This is a genomic window from Desulfosediminicola ganghwensis (assembly GCF_005116675.2).
Classification (GTDB): domain Bacteria; phylum Desulfobacterota; class Desulfobulbia; order Desulfobulbales; family Desulfocapsaceae; genus Desulfopila; species Desulfopila ganghwensis.
Genome location: NZ_CP050699.1, coordinates 1,953,542 through 1,972,142, shown reverse-complemented (window position 1 = coordinate 1,972,142; position 18,601 = coordinate 1,953,542). Strand labels below are relative to the sequence as shown.

At 48.8% G+C, this 18,601-nt stretch carries 14 protein-coding genes; 1 reads left to right on the top strand and 13 read right to left on the bottom strand.

What is annotated here, in order from left to right:
* Positions 1 to 448: 448 nt before the first annotated feature.
* Positions 449 to 1,396 (bottom strand): radical SAM protein, encoded by a 948-nt coding sequence (locus tag FCL45_RS08310; protein ID WP_136799654.1) that lies wholly within the window; start codon positions 1,394 to 1,396, stop codon positions 449 to 451.
* A 98-nt stretch (positions 1,397 to 1,494) separates the two neighbouring features.
* Between FCL45_RS08310 and ltaE the strand changes: the two genes are divergently transcribed.
* Complete coding sequence (ltaE, locus tag FCL45_RS08305) at positions 1,495 to 2,517, top strand: low-specificity L-threonine aldolase (RefSeq protein ID WP_176360012.1); 1,023 nt, start codon at positions 1,495 to 1,497, stop codon at positions 2,515 to 2,517.
* 135 nt (positions 2,518 to 2,652) lie between these two features.
* On the opposite strand, the gene FCL45_RS08300 is transcribed toward ltaE, so the two are convergent.
* The 12 genes from FCL45_RS08300 to FCL45_RS08245 form a co-directional block, all read right to left on the bottom strand.
* A complete protein-coding gene (locus FCL45_RS08300) occupies positions 2,653 to 3,345 on the bottom strand; it encodes an orotate phosphoribosyltransferase (RefSeq protein ID WP_136799655.1) in 693 nt (230 codons plus the stop codon).
* Positions 3,342 to 4,646, bottom strand: a complete 1,305-nt coding sequence (locus FCL45_RS08295) for a Zn-dependent hydrolase (protein ID WP_136799656.1) — start codon at positions 4,644 to 4,646, stop codon at positions 3,342 to 3,344. Before FCL45_RS08295 ends, FCL45_RS08300 begins: the two co-directional genes overlap by 4 nt.
* Positions 4,647 to 4,686: 40 nt before the next feature.
* Positions 4,687 to 5,991 carry an amidohydrolase gene (locus FCL45_RS08290; protein ID WP_136799657.1) on the bottom strand — a complete coding sequence of 435 codons (1,305 nt, stop codon included), beginning with the start codon at positions 5,989 to 5,991 and terminating at the stop codon, positions 4,687 to 4,689.
* A gap of 100 nt (positions 5,992 to 6,091) precedes the next feature.
* On the bottom strand, positions 6,092 to 7,339 hold the full coding sequence (gene dcuC, locus FCL45_RS08285; protein WP_136799679.1) for a C4-dicarboxylate transporter DcuC: 1,248 nt from the start codon (positions 7,337 to 7,339) through the stop codon (positions 6,092 to 6,094).
* Positions 7,340 to 7,678: 339 nt separating this feature from the next.
* Entirely contained in the window at positions 7,679 to 8,989 is a 1,311-nt protein-coding gene (locus FCL45_RS08280) for a TRAP transporter large permease (protein WP_136799658.1), read from the bottom strand.
* Between the two features lie 66 nt (positions 8,990 to 9,055).
* The gene (locus tag FCL45_RS08275; RefSeq protein WP_167495910.1) at positions 9,056 to 9,460 is read right to left on the bottom strand and encodes a TRAP transporter small permease subunit; all 405 of its coding nucleotides are present in this window, start codon (positions 9,458 to 9,460) and stop codon (positions 9,056 to 9,058) included.
* A gap of 126 nt (positions 9,461 to 9,586) precedes the next feature.
* Positions 9,587 to 10,636, bottom strand: a complete 1,050-nt coding sequence (locus FCL45_RS08270) for a TRAP transporter substrate-binding protein (RefSeq protein ID WP_136799660.1) — start codon at positions 10,634 to 10,636, stop codon at positions 9,587 to 9,589.
* Positions 10,637 to 11,092: 456 nt separating this feature from the next.
* On the bottom strand, positions 11,093 to 12,505 hold the full coding sequence (locus FCL45_RS08265; RefSeq protein WP_136799661.1) for a sigma-54-dependent transcriptional regulator: 1,413 nt from the start codon (positions 12,503 to 12,505) through the stop codon (positions 11,093 to 11,095).
* Entirely contained in the window at positions 12,483 to 14,273 is a 1,791-nt protein-coding gene (locus FCL45_RS08260) for an ATP-binding protein (protein WP_136799662.1), read from the bottom strand. The genes FCL45_RS08265 and FCL45_RS08260 overlap by 23 nt, the downstream gene beginning before the upstream one ends.
* 188 nt (positions 14,274 to 14,461) lie before the next feature.
* Positions 14,462 to 15,820 carry a protein kinase domain-containing protein gene (locus FCL45_RS08255; protein WP_136799663.1) on the bottom strand — a complete coding sequence of 453 codons (1,359 nt, stop codon included), beginning with the start codon at positions 15,818 to 15,820 and terminating at the stop codon, positions 14,462 to 14,464.
* A 9-nt stretch (positions 15,821 to 15,829) separates the two neighbouring features.
* Positions 15,830 to 16,567 carry a metallophosphoesterase family protein gene (locus tag FCL45_RS08250; RefSeq protein WP_136799664.1) on the bottom strand — a complete coding sequence of 246 codons (738 nt, stop codon included), beginning with the start codon at positions 16,565 to 16,567 and terminating at the stop codon, positions 15,830 to 15,832.
* Positions 16,568 to 18,406 carry an ABC-F family ATP-binding cassette domain-containing protein gene (locus FCL45_RS08245; RefSeq protein WP_136799665.1) on the bottom strand — a complete coding sequence of 613 codons (1,839 nt, stop codon included), beginning with the start codon at positions 18,404 to 18,406 and terminating at the stop codon, positions 16,568 to 16,570.
* Positions 18,407 to 18,601 lie beyond the last annotated feature (195 nt).

Here is an 18,601-nt window from a genome sequence, read left to right as displayed (position 1 = left end):
AACTCTAATCACCCATGAATATGCGTTCTTCCTGCTGCTGACACCTGGTGAAAAGCTCAGCAAAGTCTTCAAACACGTGTACCTCAGGAACAGCAAACCCTGCCTGCTATCTGACGGCCAGAGTTGATCTACATAATGTTATTCCGGATGACAGCGTGCACTCTGCATATCAGCCAACTCCTCGTTGCTGGTTCTGAGAACGGAATGCACCGCTTTTCCTGTGGCTTTAATACACTCGATGTTGGCCGACTTATCCCAAATTCATACTCCTTGCCAAGGCGTTGCATAAGCAGCAACATCAGGTGCGGATCGACTTTTGAGTAGAGGCCCGCCCACATGCGAAACAAACCAAGATCATGTGGACATATCTACACCTTTTCTCCCACCCGTCGCGACAGTTTTTATTTTATAGACCTGGCAGCTTGGGCAGATAACCTTCTGGCTCTTGCTACTCTCTGAACAACATTTTCAACAACCCGCCCAGGTCTCTGGTATCAAGCCGATGCAAACCGAACGATTGGGCCATATCCACTGCATGCCGATACTGCTCAGGGTCGATCCCCGAGGCAATTTCGGCAAACTCCGCCGCCCTACCGCAAGGACGATATTGATCCATAATGTTCAAGTAGCAGTCCTGTGAGATCTGCTCGGCCAGGAATCGTAAAATTTCCTCAGTTTCTGCCTCTCCTCCCGGCATAAGCAGATGACGAACAAGCAGGCCGCGGGTGGCAACCCTCCGACTATCGACCTGCAGATCACCCACCTGACGCTGCATCTCAATCAGGGCACTTCGGGCTACCTCCGGATAATCTTTTGCCTTCATGTACCGCTTCGATGTCTCCGGCTGCCAGAACTTGAAGTCAGGCATGTAGATATCGACTATTCCTTCCAGAAGATGCAACGTCTCCGGTGAATCATAACCACCGCTGTTGTAAACCAGGGGAAGGTTGAGCCCATGTTCGATGGCTATGGGCAGGGCCGCAAGAATCTGTGGTACCAGATGGCTCGGAGTGACAAAATTGATGTTATGACAGCCCTGACGTTGCAGCTCGATCATCACTCCCGCAAGCTGGCCATCATCCATCTCATAACAACTGCCCGGATGTTGATGGCTGATATCGTAATTCTGACAGAAGACACAGCGCAGATTACAGCCGCAAAAAAAGATTGTACCCGAACCACCGGTACCGACCAGCACCGATTCCTCACCAAAGTGGGGGGAGTAACTTGCAACCTCCGCCAGTGCGCCAACACCGCAGAAACCACGCTCATCCTCCAACCTGTTTACCCCGCAATTCCTCGGGCAGAGCCGACACTGCTCCAACAGCCCATGACTTTTCCCGATTCGCTCCCCCAGCTCTCCGTTTCGATACAATTTCAGGTATCCGCTTTCCATGACATCCCCCATATATCGACAAAACAAACCTGATCGGCTACTGTTACTCTCTTATTATCCAAAGCCTACCACTTTCTAAACTAATTGTTGAGACTCATATGAAAATCATAGACTTACGAAGTGATACCGTTACCAGGCCGAGTACCGTCATGCGCCAGGCCATGGCCAGTGCCGAAGTTGGCGATGACGTCTACGGCGACGATCCCACCGTCAATGCGTTGCAGGAATATGCCGCCAAGCTCCTCGGCTTCGAATCAGCGCTCTTTACCGCCAGTGGTACCCAGGCCAATTTCGTTGCCATTATGAGCCATTGCCAGCGCGGAGATGAGTACATCGTCGGTCAGCAGGCCCACACTTACAAATACGAAGGAGGCGGTGCAGCGGTACTGGGCTCCATCCAGCCCCAGCCACTGGAATTCGCGGATGACGGAACCCTTGATCTCGATCTGATCGCAGCCCATATCAAGCCCGATGATTTTCACTTTGCCAGAACCAGCCTGCTTTGCCTGGAGAACACCCAGAACGGACGTGCCCTGCCGCTGCATTATTTTACCAAAGCAAGGGCCTTCTGCGAAACACACCAACTCAACCTGCACCTCGACGGAGCCAGGCTCTTCAACGCTGCGGTTGCCCAAAAGGTCGATGTAACTGAGATCAGCCGCCACTTCGACTCGGTCTCCATCTGCCTCTCCAAAGGCCTTGGGGCCCCAATCGGCTCAGTACTTTGCGGCTCCAAAGATTTGATCGATAACGCCCGACGCTGGAGAAAAGTTGCCGGCGGCGGTATGCGCCAGGCTGGTATCCTTGCCGCAGCTGGATTGTACGCCTTAAAAAACAATGTTGATCGCCTGGCCGATGACCATGCAAACGCTCAAATTCTCAACGAAGGGCTGAGTAAAATCGAACAGATCAATGTTTTGCAGGACCCGACACAGACCAACATGGTCTTTTTCACAGTAGGCAAGGATGATGTTGCTCCGCTTGGAGAAATGCTCAAAACCAATGGCATTATAGCTTCAGTGGGGACCAAAACCCGACTGGTCACCCATCTTGATATCAGCAGGGAAGATGTAGAGAAAGTTATAGAGGTTATAAAGGGCTATTTTGAGCAGAAAGGGTGAAAAATATCGTGGTGGGATGTGGAACGTTTAAAGATCAGTCAATGCGAACTTCCCGCCCGGATAATTTCAGGCAGTAAATACAGAACTATTTACTGCCTGAAACTTCCGGCTCGATTCCGCCCGGATTTACACCAATCACGAAATAGGACTGCTGGCTCCGCCGTGCTCGGTTGACCAGGTCACTGGATCGTGAAGAAAACGTTCCACCTCATCGATCTCTTTGGTCTGGAAATAGCCTGTCTTCTTACACTGCTCAAGCACATCCCACCAGGTCGCCAGCTGAATTATTGTCAGATCATTTTCTTTCAACAGCGCTTCCGTTTCTGGGAAGATATTGTAATGAAAGACAACAAAGGCGTGGTTCACACTCAAACCTGCCCCTCTTAGGGCCTTACAGAAATTAAGCTTACTCAGACCGTCGGTCGTCAGATCTTCGACGAGCAGGGTTCTCGCACCTTCGCTGAAATCACCTTCAATCTGGGATGCCGGCCCGAATCCTTTGGGCTTTTTCCTGACGTAATGCATGGGCAACATCAACCTGTCTGCCAACCAGGCAGCAAATGGTATACCCGCGGTTTCACCTCCGCAAATCGCCTCGATCGTTTCAAAACCGATCTCCCGGGTTACAGTCGCTGCTGAGAAATCTGTAATTGTGTTACGTATCCTTGGATAGGATATGAGTTTGCGACAATCAATATAAACCGGGCTGGCCCAGCCCGAGGTGAATCTGAACGGTTGGTCAGATCTGAAACAGACTGCGTTGATCTCCAGTAACATTTTCGCGGTCAACTCAGCAATCACATCTTCAGGTGGAAAAATCAGTTTCATAACGGCTCCTTGAGAGTATGGTACATCAGTTCCAGTCCTGCCAGAAAATCATCAAGTTCCAAGGCCTCGTCTGGATTATGCGAACCGTTTTCGTTACGGACAAAAATCATGGCTGTGGGAATTTGCATGTTGGAAAACACCGCCGCATCATGACCTGCGCCACTTGGTATCGTCTCTGCAGGCAAACCAAGTTGCTCGGACTTGGCCTTGAGTCGGTTCACCCATCCTTCATCGATCTTTGCCGGGGCAGTATAGAGTTTTCTATCGAATTCAAAACAGACTCCTCTGCCCTTCTCGATATTGGTACATTCAGTTCGCATAAGATGATAAAACGCTTCCAAAGCGTCCACACTCTGGCTACGAATCTCCAGGCAAAATGAAACCTCATCCGGAATCCTGGTCATCGCATGTACTTCTGCATTGGTTGCCACTATACCCGAGGTGACCACAAGATCCAGCCCTCTTTCCAATAATGCCCGCCAATGCTCATCCAGCGTGTTGATGAGTTCAGCCATAGCAAACAGTGCATCCTTCCTCAACCACCGCGGAACAGCACCGGAATGGCCGGCCTGACCGCGACAGGTAATGACTTTATGGCGAATGGCCCCTCGAATGCCAGTGACGATTGCCGTAGGCAATTTCCTGGCCACCATCACCGGCCCCTGCTCAATGTGCAACTCAAGGTAGACGGCAATTGAGTTCGGTTCCAGCAAAACTTCTCCCCTGCTGATACGCTCAGTTTCTGCTCCACAGCGGAACATCGCCTGGGCAAGATTTTCATTGCCCGCCCGGTTGCCAATGGTTAGGTCCTGCTCTGAAAGTTGCCCGAAGAGCGCACTTGAGCCAATATAGGGTTTACCAAACCAGGCACTCTCCTCACAACGAAACGCCATCACCCTGATATCCTGCCGGGGGATGATTCCTTCAACTTTCATCCTGCTAATGGCCAAGAGCGCAGCGACAACTCCGGCTGCACCATCGTAATTGCCGCCATGGGGTACACTGTCCAGGTGCGAGCCACATACGATGCAAGGCTTCTGTCTGTTTTCTCCGGGTAAAACCACCACCAGGTTGGCTGCACCATCATAGTAGGATTCCAACCCCTTCCTCTCGGCATAGGTCGAGATAAGCTCCATAGCTGCCTGTTCACCCGGGCCGAAAGGCTCCCTGGTTATTCCCGGACCGGCAGTTGAGGTGGCCTTTAGATCGGAAAACAGCTTTTGTGCCTCAGATCGAAAATCCACTTTCTCTTCCAGGTTGTGTTCGGTTTGAGCTCTATCTTCAGCTCTTTCGCCATTCATTAACATTCTCCCCAAAACAGGCTGCTTTAACTCACCTTCCTCAGGAGAGTGTTTCAATGACTGTGCTTGCCAACAATTCCACAGCTGGCACCAGACAACTTTCATCAAAGTCGAAATAGAAGTCGTGATGACCTGCGGCAAGCTCTGTCCCCACAACACAATAGGTACCTTCGCCACCTTGATTTTGCACCACACTCATCATGTGAGCAAAATCCTCGCTACCGCTCATGGTAGCGATATCAACCTGGAGATCATTTTCGAAATATTCTATTTTTTCGGCAGCAGCAGCTAATCTCTCAACTGCAGCCCGACTGGAACTGCCACTCCCTGTACCACCCATCAGGCTGAGTTCGTACTCTACTCCGTACATTGTTGCGGCGCCGGCAATGACCCTCTTTGCACTTTCGAACATAAACTGATCCACCTCAGAGCTTTCTCCGCGTGTTTCAACCTTCATCAGCGCATTGGGGGGAATGACATTTCTGCCAAGGCCCGCTTCAAGCTTACCCACAGTGATTCTGGAGGCACCTTTACTGTGTCGGGTAATGGCATGCAGATTTACTGCGGCTGAAGAGGCGGCAAGCAAGGCATTGGCTCCCTCTTCAGGTGAACCACCCGCGTGGGAAGGTCTGCCCGTAAAACGTATATCGAACTTTGTCGTAGCAAGAAATTTTTCCGTACCACAGATCAGCTGACCTTTTGTTCGCGACAAAAAGCCCAGATGCATTCCCAGAATATATTCGACTCCTTCGAGCACTCCGGCATCTACCATCGCTTTTGCCCCTCGAACCCCCTCTTCGGCTGGCTGAAAAATCAGCCGCACTGTTCCGGCTATCTGATCTTTGTAATGGCAAAGTATTTCCGCCAGCGCCAGCCCGACTGCGGCATGACCGTCATGACCACAGGAATGCATGGCATCAGAATGCAGAGAATGAAAATTTTCCCGGAAAGGAAAATGGGCTTCGTCTTCAGCTTCGCAAATATCCACCGCGTCTATATCAAAGCGAAGAGCGAAAATCGGACCAGGTCCACACTTCATGTCCGCAACAACACCAGTCAAGCCGCCAGCCATTCTATTTACCAGATCAGGATCACCCCCCTCCTCAATTGCCCGTTGCATGTGGATATCAAGTTCCTCAAGGGGGGGAACACCCATCATGCTGTCCTGGTGTATGATATCCGCCCCGATCCGGACAGTGTATCCAAGTTCATTGAGGATTGTTGCTATTTGGGAACTGGTGCGAAACTCTGTCCAGCCTGTTTCTGGATAACGGTGAAAGTCTCTTCGATAAGCAACTAGTTTATCCTTTAAGTCACCAGCAAGCTGGGTCAGGTCGTTCTTCATTTTCTCTCCAAAAGCTGAGGCCATCACTTCCAGCTCAGATTTGGCAGGGCTGGGAGTGATACTATTACTTCAAAATGACAAACGACCTGCCCTTCATTTATCACAGAAAAAAACCAATAAAAAAGAGTGGCAAAACTATTCCAGGAAAATTTCGTTTCACCAGCGCAACCGGATTTACTCCGGCAATACAGGCGCAAACAATTGTGGCACCGGCAAACGGGGAAACCGTTCTACCAATTGCGCCGGCAATAGATGCCATACTCCCCATATTCATGGTCTCCATGCCGTAAAGAAATGCGTGTGGAGCGACTACTTCACTAAAAGCAAATGCTGCAGCATCACCTGAACCGGTCATCACCCCCATCATAAAAGGACCGACAACAGCACCGACTTTCGCAATGCCGGGAGTCGTGGTCATCCAGCTTATAAAAAAGCTCATTAACTCCAGAGATTTCATACCTCGAACAAAAACCGCTACAGCGATTATCAAGCCGATTGCATTGGCATAGGCATAGCCCATACCCTGAAAAAACTCTTCGGTTACCTTGCTCGGCGAAGTCCTTGTAATTAATAGGGCAAAGAGGGTACCCACACACATTGCCTGGGCTACCCCGATACGTAAATCGGGCACTAACCCACTTGAGCCCAAGACCAATATGACTAAAGGGATAAAGGGCGTAATGACATATCCCCAGTTTATCGTTTCAGTACTTTGATTTTCTTTATCTTCGGTATCCTGATCAATTGCGTGTTCATTCTTCCACCTGGCATAAATAACCAGCCAGCCCGCCCCGACAATCAATCCAAACAGTACAAACAGGCTTTGTGCCTGAACAACCGTATCAGCAGCAATACCTGCGATTTCAGCAACAAAGATGTTTACCGGTAAAAGCGGATTGAGCATACTTCCGAAAGTTCCTGTGAGTATTGCAGCCCCCGCTACAGCCGGATGTATTCCTGCTCTTATCATGAGTGGGATGAGAAAGCAGCCAATGGCTGCTGCGGTATTGCCTGCGCTCATCAAGATCGCATTTACCCCGAAGGTTGTCAGAGTAACCAGAGGAATAATGAACAGGCCATATCCCCGAATCCATGAAAAAGCCGCAAATAGATGCTTTTCACAACCTGTGGCCCGCAAAACAAATCCGAATCCCAGAGATGAGCAAATTGCCTGGATAAGGCTGTCTGTTGCCATCTTGTAGGCAAACTCGTCCAAAACCGTCAGCGGGTCCAGGGCAATTCCCGCCATCAGTAAGCCCGATGCAATCAACAAGAGTCTCGGTTCATATTCCCGAAACAGAAAATAGATTGTTATTACAACTATGAGGATACCTAATACGACATTCATCCTCCACACTCCTGCCACAGAGGACACCCGGATGAGCGGCACCATCGCGGGTATCCGTTGATAGATAAACTGGACCGAGGCAACAATTGTTCCCCCGCCTTTAGTCCCAATATTCTCCATGAGCCGCCAGGAAATAAGGTATACAGAAGATTTACACCTTTTGCTTCTACAAGTTCCAACCTGAAGTTCAAACCTGCATCATCCCATTTCCTGGCCCAGGTATTCAGAGCAGTTGTAAATGGTTCTACGGGGAGAGTGGTAACGCATCCTCTCCCCGTAAGACCGGAAGGATTGTGCAAGCCCGGTTCCATAGGCACCAGGCATTATATTCAATTGCAATTACATCATATTATTCGGTAACCAGAGAGCTATCTGAGGCCACATGAAAAGCATCAGGACAACTATGATATCGCAGGCAATGAAGGGTAATACTCCCTTAAAGACCTGTTCCACCCTGGAATTCGTCACCCCTGCCAGGGCAAAAGCGTTCACCCCCACAGGTGGCGTGATTCCAGCAATTTCATTGAGCTTCATCGCAATAACACAGATCCAGATAGGCTCATAACCAAGATTGACCAGAACTGGAAAAATAATCGGCAAAGTCAAAGCGAAGACCGCCGCCTGATATATTACGGTGCCCAGCAGAAACCACACTGCAATGACACAGATAAAAACGATATGCCGATGCACGTCCCAGGAGGCAAGAAAATTTGCCAAATCCGTTGGTACCCTGGTCATTGCCAGAAAACGGCTAAAATACATTGCCGCAACTATAATAAAAAAGAGCATTGCCGTTGTTCTGGCAGTTTCTCGCAAAGATTCCCTGATCGGTTCGATCTTACGGAGTTTTCCATAGACAAGCCCAAACAGCAACGCGCCAATGGCACCCACGGCACCAGCTTCGTTGGCGGTAAATATACCAGTGTAAATTCCGCCGATAACCAATGATGCGAGCAGCATGATTGGCCAAAGGCCTACGAAGGCTTTAGCTCTGTCCTTTTTGGTAATTTTCAGTTCTTCAGGATGGATTGGGGCAAGCTGAGGGTACAGTTTTGCCCGAATAAACATGTTGAGGGCGTAAATTACAGCAGTAAGTATTCCTGGTATAATTCCGGCAAGAAAGAGTTTGCCCACCGACTGTTCTGTAAATATTGCAAAAAGAATAAACATACCGCTGGGCGGTATCATACAGGCAAAACTACCAGAGCACGCAATAGCTCCAAGTGAATAACTGGCATTGTACTTGTACCGTTTCATTTCCGGATAGGCTAACCTGCCGAAAATTGTTGCAGTGGCAATGGTAGAACCACATATTGAAGCGAATACTGCACAGCCAATGGAAGTAGCAATTGCCAGTGCTCCCGGTATCTTAGCAAATATTTTATGTACGTTTGAATAAGCCAGTTCAGCAAAGCCTCCCCTTGAGGCAAAGGCACCCATCAAGATAAACAGTGGCAAAACACAAAACGTTGGTGAGGCAATTGCGTTGTACAGGGTTTCGCCAAGCAGCGATAATGCAGCATTGAAATTGATCATCACGGTCAGACCAATCAATCCGACCAGGATAAAATCCACACCCATGTGCAACCCGCAGAAGAGCAGCAAAAGCAGAACCAGAATTCCCAGTGTTCCTATTATCGTAAAATCCATGTAAATCAATTCTCCGTTCCGGAATGCATCACTTGTTCTCTCCTTTTCCACGGATGAAAACTGACGCTATACCGGTTTTCGTATTTCTTCGTAAAGGTTGATCATGAGCTGAAGGGTGTACACTATCATGCCGATTGCCATTACAAATTTGACTGGGTAAAGCTTGTAGGTTATCGCACCGGCAATACCTTCCTTATCCACAAACGAAGCCCAGGCATTCTCACACATGGCAAATGTGGCTATCGCGATGGTCACAGTGGCAAGCGTATAGGTCATAATCATGGCCTTTTTCTGATTTTGGGGAGAAAGCATCTCCACCACAGAACCGACACGGACATGACCACGCTCCATTTCACAATTGCCCAGACCAGCGTAGACTGTCCCAACCATCACAAACATGGCCAGTTCCGCCACTCCCATCAGCGGGGTGGAAAATGTTCGGAAAAGGACATCAGTGATCAGAAGAATCATCACCACACTCATCATCCAACCACACATTTCCGCACATATCTTATTGATTGTTCGAATTATTCTATCCAATTCTCTAATCCTCAAAAGATAGCGGCAATGTTCTGTTCGTCACATTGCCGCTTGATATCACTGTTCTTTAGCGAGATAGCCGTTGTTGATTTCAAATACGGTCTCAAGAATCTTCTCAGGTGATTTCGCACCAAGAGCCGTAACCTCTTTACTCCAGGTGTTGAGGTTTTCTTCAATGGTAGGCAAAGACATCCACGCTTTCATGTCTTCAGCGGAAGCATAGGTGAACTTCGCACCTTTCGCTTCCATGCCTTTGATTTCGTCTTCGAGGGTCTGGGGATAGTATTCGGTAAAACGCTGAACTGCATTCTCGCGAGCTTGTGCAACAACTTGCTTCAGTTCGTCAGGAAGCGCTTGATATTTCTTCTCATTCATGGTGATCATGAAAGGCAAGGCGAGCCACATCTGTGGAGCAACCATGATATTAGGAGCAACTTCGTAAAGCTTTGCTCTACTCTGGGCATCCACATTGGTGAGAACAGTATCGATCACGCCAGTCTGCAGTGACATATAACACTCACTGAAGGCAACGGAGGTAGGAACAGCACCGATGGAACCAAGATCAGCAAGTTTCCAGCGACTGGAAGAACGGGCTTTCATACCTTTGAGATCTTTAAAGCTGCTAATCGGCTCTCTGGAACTGAAGGAGTATGGAAGCGCGGAATAGATGTAGACAGGACGCTGTTTGTATTTCAGGAATTCTTCGTTCAGCTCTGGAATGGTTGCGTAGATATCTTCATACACACCAATCATATTTTCATACTGAGTCGGGCCCTCTTCGAGCATACCTGTCGCACCATTCAGCAACAGACGGTTAGGGTAATAGTTGATGTTGATAAAACCAAAATCAACCACTCCATCCTGTACGCTTTTCAGGATCTCCTTACCCTTAACAAGGGATTCTGCCCAGTATGGCACAACCTTGATTTTACCATCACTGAGGCTTTCAAGCTCTTCGATAAACTGCTTTTCTGCAACGCCTCGCATGGTATTTTCAGGCGCATTGGTTGCAAAAGTAAATGTGTATTTCTTTGCATAGGCCATGCTCGCGCTGGTTGCTGCGATGCAAAAAGCAGTCAGACAACTCATTAAAATACGACGTTTCATTCTCTTTCTCCTTTAAGTGAATAGGCCACTTCCCGAAAAACTCCAGAACTGTGTACAGTCTTGGTCACATAGCGATTCCCATCAGAACAGGTGGAAATTCTGATCGCAGTTTATCGATCAACGGCGAAAATAATCTACGGGTTTCACTTGGCAATTTTCATGCCATTGAGAGAAAGACCAGCCATACCCTTGATATAGCGCTGTTTTTACATTTTTGTCACACTTTAGTAAACAGCAAAGAGGTATAACGCGCGCCATGAAAAACAATCACGAAAATGCAACAAGAACGGAATAAAGGTGGGTTAACTGCAAAGACAGGAGGTTATAGCTATTCGAAAAGTTATAAGGGTTTGCCGTTAAGGAGTTGTGAATACACTTTCTGGATATCTAAAAATGGAGGCGGGGCGACCACAGGACCACCCCGCGAAAAATATGTGCTGCCAGAGATAGACAAAATCACTCTTCACTCAGCTTTTTCAGCCTTTTACTGAGGGCTGGCTGGGAAATACCAAGCAACCGTGCTGCAAGAGACTGGTTGCCTCTACTTCTTTTCATGGCTTCCACAACAAGAAGCGAAGCCACCTCTTTCAGTGATGGAAGCTGAATCTCATCATTGAAAACCGAATTGGTTTGAAGAGTCGCTCTGTCATGTACAGGGGCGTGACCGTCGATGACTCGCTTAAAGGCGTCCATGGAAAGCATTCTGCTTTTGTGCAGAGTCATTGCATCAAAGACCATGCCCTTAAACTCACGGATATTTCCGGGAAATGAATAGTTTTCAAGAAGCGGTATCAATTCTTTCGGGTAAGACGGCATCTTTTTGCCAAATTCCTTAGCGGCCTGCGCTAAAAACAAATCAAGCAGAAGAGCAATATCCTCTTTACGTTCCCTCAATGGAGGAATATGAACATGGTGTCCACAAAGCCTGTAATAGAGATCTTTACGGAGTCGGCCCTCTGCCTGACTGGCTGCCAAATCCTGATGTGTAGCTACGATGACCCTGGCATTCATTCTTTTCACAACATCACTGCCCAGAGGAAAATACTCCCCCTCCTGTAACAGACGGAGAAGCTTCACCTGTGAGGCGATACTCAAATCTCCGATTTCATCGAGAAAAAGTGTCCCATATGCTGCTTGTTCCACCATTCCACCCCGACTTTCCTCCGCCCCGGTATAAGCCCCTCGCTTGTGCCCGAAAAGTGTGCTGGAGAAAATATTATCATCAAGACCGGCCACATTCACAGAAACCAGAGGACCGCTGCGACGACTCGCCTTGTGTATCGCCCTGGCAACCAACTCTTTGCCAACCCCACTCTCCCCGGTTATCAAAACCGGACGAGAGCTTACCGCAATAGCCTCAATATACTGAAAAACTGAAAACATCGTGGAGCTTCTCGTAACCAGCTCCTCAAAGAGTTCAGGGTTCTCCAGAGCTCCTGTAAAAAAGCGGCTACGCATCTGCCGGTTTTCCCGCTCCAGTTCGGTCGACCTCAAGGCTCGCTGGACCCCTTTTATCAGCCTGTCGACATCATCTGTTTTGACGAAGAAATCGAGCGCACCCTTTTTCATGCTTTTTACCGCGGTATCCACCTGATTCATCCCGCTGACAACAATGACACTTACCTGCGGGAACTCCTCGACAACCATGGCAAGCAGATCCATACCCGATATGTGAGGCATATTCAGGTCGAGAAGCACCAGACCGATATCATTCTGTGATAAAATACCTCGTACCTCACGGCTATCTGAACAGCGATAAACATTGGTTACACCCGCCTCAATGGCTAAGGTCATGGAGATGGTTCTCAACCAGCTGCTTTCGTCATCGACGAGCAACACACCAAAATCAGGATAAAGAGTCTTTTTCATCTGCAATACTCTGGCCTTTCATAACAGGGAGATACATGGATACAGTCGTGCCACGACCAACTTCAGAATCAAATTGAAGTCGCCCACGATGCTCTTTAATTATTTGTTCTGATATGGAGAGCCCAAGGCCGGTTCCCCCCTGCTCTCTTTTCGTTGTGTAAAACGGATCACAAAGGTATACGAGCTGTTCATTGCTTATGCCTACACCGTTATCCTTAACCCGCAGCACCAATTCGCCCCCCGTCTGGTCATAAGAAGTCATCACGATGATATCCAACTCTCGCTCTCCACCAGCCTGCACAGCGTTCATCACCAGATTAATAACAACCTGCTGAACCCTGGAACTGTTGCCGGAAAAATCTGGGAGATTTTCGGCCAACTTAACCTGGATGGTGGCAAAGCGTTTACGCAGTGAACTCTCAAGCAGTCTAAGTGCAGCTTTGACCACCCTATTCAAAGAGGTCGATTCACTCAAATCTATCGAATCCTTTCTGGCAAAATCCTTCAGATCGTTGACAATCTGAACAATTCTCCCCATACCGTCCTCCATCTCGCCATAAATCTGTGCATTCTCCTGCCGCAACATGGAATATGGAAGACCGCCGATGAAAAAATCTCCCTCTTTAGCGTATCGCTCCTCCAGAACCTCGCTTGAAGCCTCGGAGATTCTCTTTAAGGTAGAAAGATTGTGGAGCACAAGTGCCGCAGGGTTATTTATTTCATGGGCTACGCCGGCTACCAGAATGCCAAGAGACGTCATCTTGTCGGCCTGGATAAGCTGGTGGTGCTGTATTGCCAACTCCCTGCTCCTACGTCCAACTTCCCTCTTCAATGAATGATTCCAATAGAATGCCATACAGACCACCAACAGCAGGGGGCTGAAAATAAGCCCCCCTAATTGGACGCTTTTTTCTCGTCTGCTCGGTTCGGAGTTGTCCATTTTCCCGAGCCACTGCTCCTTGATCTCTTTTTGTCTGCCGCTGAGTTCAAGATTCGTGAAACTTTCTCGGACATGCTCCAAAAGCTCAACATTATCCTTGCGGGATGAATAGCCATAACCCAGCTCTGAACGTAATTCACCGACCTGCACGATCCTTGCGTTGGGCAGTTCCTGCTCAAAAAATTCCAACTGCTTGCTTAGCTGCACACCTGGCAAGTGAGTAATCAACACAAAGTCAGCTGCACCATTGCTCAATTGCTTGAGAGCCTCCGCGTGTGAAGAGACAGGAATAAATTCCAGATGGCGATAATCTTCGATTATCTGCTCCAGAAGAGGTGTCTTCCGACTGAGATAGACCCTACCGCTTTTCAATTGATTCAGTGACTGAACTCGTTCAGGATACTCAACGTTGGCAAAAAGCTTTTGACTGTATGCGCTATGACGGAAAAAGGGATAGCTGGTGACACCGCTATCCGCCCTGGTTACCCCCTGCAACAAATCGATATGACCAGCCAGAAACTCCCTTTCAAGCTCAATCGGATCACCTAAAACGATTTCAACTTCAACCTTCATTTCCGCAGCTACCGCTTTGGTAAGGTCGATATTATATCCTGCCGGTTGATTGTTTTCGTCGAGATATTGATAAGGAGGATTACCCATGCTTCCTCCAACGACTATCTTTTTATATGGAACGTAAAGATGGGCGCCCTGGCGCAAAAGGCCTGGCGTAAATAAGAGTTGAATAGCAAGCAGCAACAAGAAAAAGGCCGGAATGGAAACCCCCAATTCCAGAAAGGTCCCACGCCCCTGTGAATCCACTGCCTGCATACCCTTCACACTTCTATTTTCACCACAAAAACTCAATTAAATTTTCCCAAAAGCTGACAACATCGCCACGGCCCTGACTGAAGAGCAACCGAAAGCAAAACATACCACAGCCAACAAAAAGTCAAAGCATGACTCAGTGCTCAAGACGATTCTCTAATTTTATCCAGGGAAACCTACCGCTACAGAAATCACCTGTCACAGGAGACGGCACACACTGTCGCAGTCCCGTCTTTATCAAGCCTGCCGATATAACTTTCCATTATATCGGCCATCCAGGCGGCCTTTTGGGTGCAATGATCTGCCGACCAGAGCCAGTGTAATCCAGGTTCAAACTGAGGGGGCAGACAAAACTCCCTGTAGGCGGTCGGGGCTCTCAAAATTGATACCAGCTCTTCCACCGTTGGTAAACGCCAGTTGCTCTTAGCCTGAAAGTTATTCAAGTTCAAATGTTCTACATATTCATGCGCCTGTTGCCAATCAAGAGCAAATCCACTCCCGCACCGCTGCCACCAAAGACCGGTTACAGGGTCCTGCAGTAAATGTGGATTTATCGTCTCCAGCGGGTGGTCGAACCACTGTATTGGCCGAAACAGATCATCCAGGCCGCAACGCTGCCGCATATCCTTGTACATTATCCGTGAAGGTATCTCTATCAGTGGCTCGGCCGGGATTGGTCTCGCTGCCGCCCCGTTACTCTTCGATAGCAATGCACATCGATCCTCTGAACCAACCTGCCAATTGCTAAAAAGCTGTTCCAGTGCCACACGCATCTCAAGCGCACTTTGAAACCTCTGCTCCGGATCTTTTGCAATACTCTTCAGCAAAAATTGATCCCAGGCTTCGTCCAGTTCACTATTCAGGTTGCTGGGAACCGCTATCTCCGCGCTCATATCGACCAACCGACCGGTCAACATGCGATAGAGCAACACACCTACGGCGTAGAGGTCAGCACGGGCATCAGCTTTCGCAGGGTCACGCTCCTGCTCCGGCGCGGCATAATACGGTGAACCGACCTGCATGCCGGGTATGGACATTTTCTCTTCACCACGAACCCGGGACAGGCCAAAGTCAATAATTTTCACCCGATCATCGTCGGTGAGCATCAGGTTGAATGGCTTGATATCGCGATGAATGATACCGGCAAAATGCAAACGTTCCAACCCCTGCAAAGCCTGTCGCGTGTAGTGCACAGTGCGAGCAATACTTACCTCACGGGAGTCATATTCGACTTCATATGCCTCTCCGATTAGATCACCGATGGAGTGGGAGTAGTATTCGAGCACAATGAAAGGTATGCCGTTATCCTCATCACAGTCGATAATTTTAGCGATATGATCGTGGGAAATCTCCCCCATGATCCGCGCTTCTTCTACAAAAATCTCCCGAAGCCTCTGCTCACCCACCAGATCGACAAAAATTTCATCACGAGGCCGCAGAATTTTTAAAGCAACTATCCTGCCGGTGATCGGCGCACGCGCCTTGTACACCGTTGACATTCCACCACGACCCAGACGCCCGATAATCTCATACCTGCCAGCACGGTTCATCTCTCTCCCCTACTTCAGTCGCTGGGCATATGCCGTTGGAAATCCACGGTTAATAATTTTCACCACGGTCGAATCAATATCATATTCCACCGCGCAAATTTCAAGGATATCGCTTTCACTGTCCCAGATCACGTATTTTGCGCGATTATCACCATTCCGCGGCTGTCCCACGGAGCCACAATTGATTATATATTTTTTATCCGCCTCAAGTCGATGTTCACCCGGCTCAGGCACAACACGCTCAACCGCTTCCCGAGCCTCAAAAACCAGCTGCAGTTCATGAGTGTGACCTACAAAGAAACGGGTAAAATCAGACTCCTTGAAAAGTTTTATCACATCCTCACTGCTCATTGAGTAGAGATAACCATTCACCGAATCAGGTGGACAACCATGTACACAAAGGGCGGTACCGAAGCTTAAAGTCCTGGGCAGAACGCAGCAATACTCGAGGCTGTCCCTGCTGAGAAGGGCCTCAGTGGAGATATTATTCTCCCGGGCCTGGAAATTCATCCACCGTCTCTCTTTTTTATTGGCCAGCGCAGCTTCGTGGTTGCCGGCCAGCACTTCAAAGCCCTGTTTTCTGACAAGATCAACCACCTCCTGAGGCTCTGGTCCGTAACCGACCAAATCTCCGAGACAGACAACGCGATCCAGCACAGTTATGGCACAACGCTCTTTGAGATCAGCCAGCACTGCCTGTAATGCCTCCATATTGGCATGGATATCTGATAAGAAGGCGATCTTCATCTATTCCTCTGCGTTCCTTTTCTCTTCCAGTTCATCCCAGCGTCCATAGAGTCGTTCCACTTCCATCTGAACTTTTTCAAGTTTCGCCCAGCACTCCGCAGCCTCACTGGGGTGAGAAGAAACTTCCGGCAGCGCCATACGCTGCTGCAGTTCTTCCACTTCCATTTCCGCGTTCATGATCAACTCTTCCATCTGATCATATTCACGCTGATCCATATACGACAATTTGCCCTTTTTCTTCTGGACAGACTTTTTCTTTTTGTCGGAAGTGTTCGGTGCGGTGCTCTTTTTTGCGGTACCTGTAATATCACTTATCCACTGACCATACTCGGCATAATAGGCGACACCTCCTTTACCATCAAAACCAAGCAACCTGTCACAGACCCTGTCGAGCAGGAACCGGTCATGGGTCACCAGCACCAGCGCTCCCTTAAATTCAGTAAGGCTCTCCTCCAACACATCAAGAGAAGGGATATCGAGATCATTGGTTGGCTCATCAAGCAACAGGATATCTGCTGGTTTACGCATGAGATCGGCAATCAGAATTCGTGCCTGCTCGCCGCCGGAAAGTTGACCAACCGGCGTTTCCAGCTGATCCGTGCGAAACAGAAACTTCTTGGCCCAGGAAACCACATGCAGTGACCGGCCTTGAAAAACAATGGAATCCCCTTCTGGGGCCAGTGCCCTCCGCAGGGTAACATCGGGATCGATACTCTCCCGCCTCTGGTCAAAACTTACAATCTTTACATTGTCGGCAAGCTTCAGATAGCCACTGTCCGGCTTGAAACCGTTCTCGTCCGCTGCGGCGGCCATGAGCTGCATGAGCGTAGACTTGCCGCAACCATTACGACCGAGGAGTCCAAGACGGCTGCCGGGTGAGAGGAGTATATCGAGATCGGAAAACAGGGTACGCCCATCATACCCTTTGGTCAGGCCCTTTCCTTCCAGAAGCTTTTTGGTTTTCCTGCCGGTGGCATCGAAGTCTATCTGCACAGCACCGGAGGCACGATTACGTGACTTGACCTTGGCCAACTCACCCTGCAATTTGTGGGCTTCGTCAATTCTGTATTTGGCCTTAGTGGTTCTGGCCTTCGGGCCTCTTTGCAGCCATTCGGTCTCACGGCGCACCTTGTTGGCCAGACGTACCTCCTCCTCTTGTTGGCCTTCAAGAAAAGCAGCCCGCGCTTCGATAAAATCTGAATATCTGCCATCAATCTGAAAAGAACCTTCAGGATACACAGCTGAAAGCTCCACAATTCGGTTGGTGCAGTTCTCGAGAAAGCGCCGGTCATGACTTACCAGTAACCAGGCTTTCGGGCCTTCGAGCAGGCCGCCACCGAGAAGTTTTTCAAGCCAGAGGATACCCTCAATATCAAGATGGTTGGTAGGCTCATCCATCACCAGTACATCCGGGCTGAGCAGCAGCGAACGGCATATGGATAGGCGTTTGCGCCAACCACCGGAAAGCTGCCCCACGGCAATATCACTGTCGGCAAACTCGGCACGGCTGAGCAGTGCGTGGGCTCGATGTAAGCGCTCCGTCTCATCAAATTCGCTGCCTTCCATCGCCTTGATGAGGTTTTCGGCAGCGCTCAAATCATCTTCAAAAAGATCAGACTGGGCAAGATAGGAAAAACGTACATGTTTCTGATATTGAATTTGCCCATTGTCCGGCTCTTCCAGGCCGCAAACTATTCTCAGTAATGTGGATTTTCCTGAGCCGTTAGGGCCAATCAGACCAACACGGTCGCCTTCATGAAGGGTGAAACTTATGTTTCGAAAAAGCTGCTGGGCACCAAAAGATTTACTGATCGAGCTGCAGCTGAGCAGATGACTCATAACACTCTGTTTGAATATTTGTTAAAGAATAAAATACTTGACTCAGAAAATTCAACTTCGCTAGAAGTTCATCAAAGTCCGAACAACCTAAAATGATTAACGCTTTGTGGAAATGGAAAAAATCCCACTAAAAAAGTAAAAATAATAATACTTCATGGCACATTATGGTTTTTTAGAGCTTTTTTGGGCTTGATA

What these genes read in the sequence shown, in the direction of transcription:
- FCL45_RS08310 (WP_136799654.1), bottom strand. Translation starts at nt 1,396, where the DNA reads ATGGAAAGCGGATACCTGAAATTGTATCGAAACGGAGAGCTGGGGGAG.
- ltaE (WP_176360012.1), top strand. Translation starts at nt 1,495, where the DNA reads ATGAAAATCATAGACTTACGAAGTGATACCGTTACCAGGCCGAGTACC.
- FCL45_RS08300 (WP_136799655.1), bottom strand. Translation starts at nt 3,345, where the DNA reads ATGAAACTGATTTTTCCACCTGAAGATGTGATTGCTGAGTTGACCGCG.
- FCL45_RS08295 (WP_136799656.1), bottom strand. Translation starts at nt 4,646, where the DNA reads ATGAATGGCGAAAGAGCTGAAGATAGAGCTCAAACCGAACACAACCTG.
- FCL45_RS08290 (WP_136799657.1), bottom strand. Translation starts at nt 5,991, where the DNA reads ATGAAGAACGACCTGACCCAGCTTGCTGGTGACTTAAAGGATAAACTA.
- dcuC (WP_136799679.1), bottom strand. Translation starts at nt 7,339, where the DNA reads ATGAATGTCGTATTAGGTATCCTCATAGTTGTAATAACAATCTATTTT.
- FCL45_RS08280 (WP_136799658.1), bottom strand. Translation starts at nt 8,989, where the DNA reads ATGGATTTTACGATAATAGGAACACTGGGAATTCTGGTTCTGCTTTTG.
- FCL45_RS08275 (WP_167495910.1), bottom strand. Translation starts at nt 9,460, where the DNA reads ATGATTCTTCTGATCACTGATGTCCTTTTCCGAACATTTTCCACCCCG.
- FCL45_RS08270 (WP_136799660.1), bottom strand. Translation starts at nt 10,636, where the DNA reads ATGAAACGTCGTATTTTAATGAGTTGTCTGACTGCTTTTTGCATCGCA.
- FCL45_RS08265 (WP_136799661.1), bottom strand. Translation starts at nt 12,505, where the DNA reads ATGAAAAAGACTCTTTATCCTGATTTTGGTGTGTTGCTCGTCGATGAC.
- FCL45_RS08260 (WP_136799662.1), bottom strand. Translation starts at nt 14,273, where the DNA reads ATGCAGGCAGTGGATTCACAGGGGCGTGGGACCTTTCTGGAATTGGGG.
- FCL45_RS08255 (WP_136799663.1), bottom strand. Translation starts at nt 15,820, where the DNA reads ATGAACCGTGCTGGCAGGTATGAGATTATCGGGCGTCTGGGTCGTGGT.
- FCL45_RS08250 (WP_136799664.1), bottom strand. Translation starts at nt 16,567, where the DNA reads ATGAAGATCGCCTTCTTATCAGATATCCATGCCAATATGGAGGCATTA.
- FCL45_RS08245 (WP_136799665.1), bottom strand. Translation starts at nt 18,406, where the DNA reads ATGAGTCATCTGCTCAGCTGCAGCTCGATCAGTAAATCTTTTGGTGCC.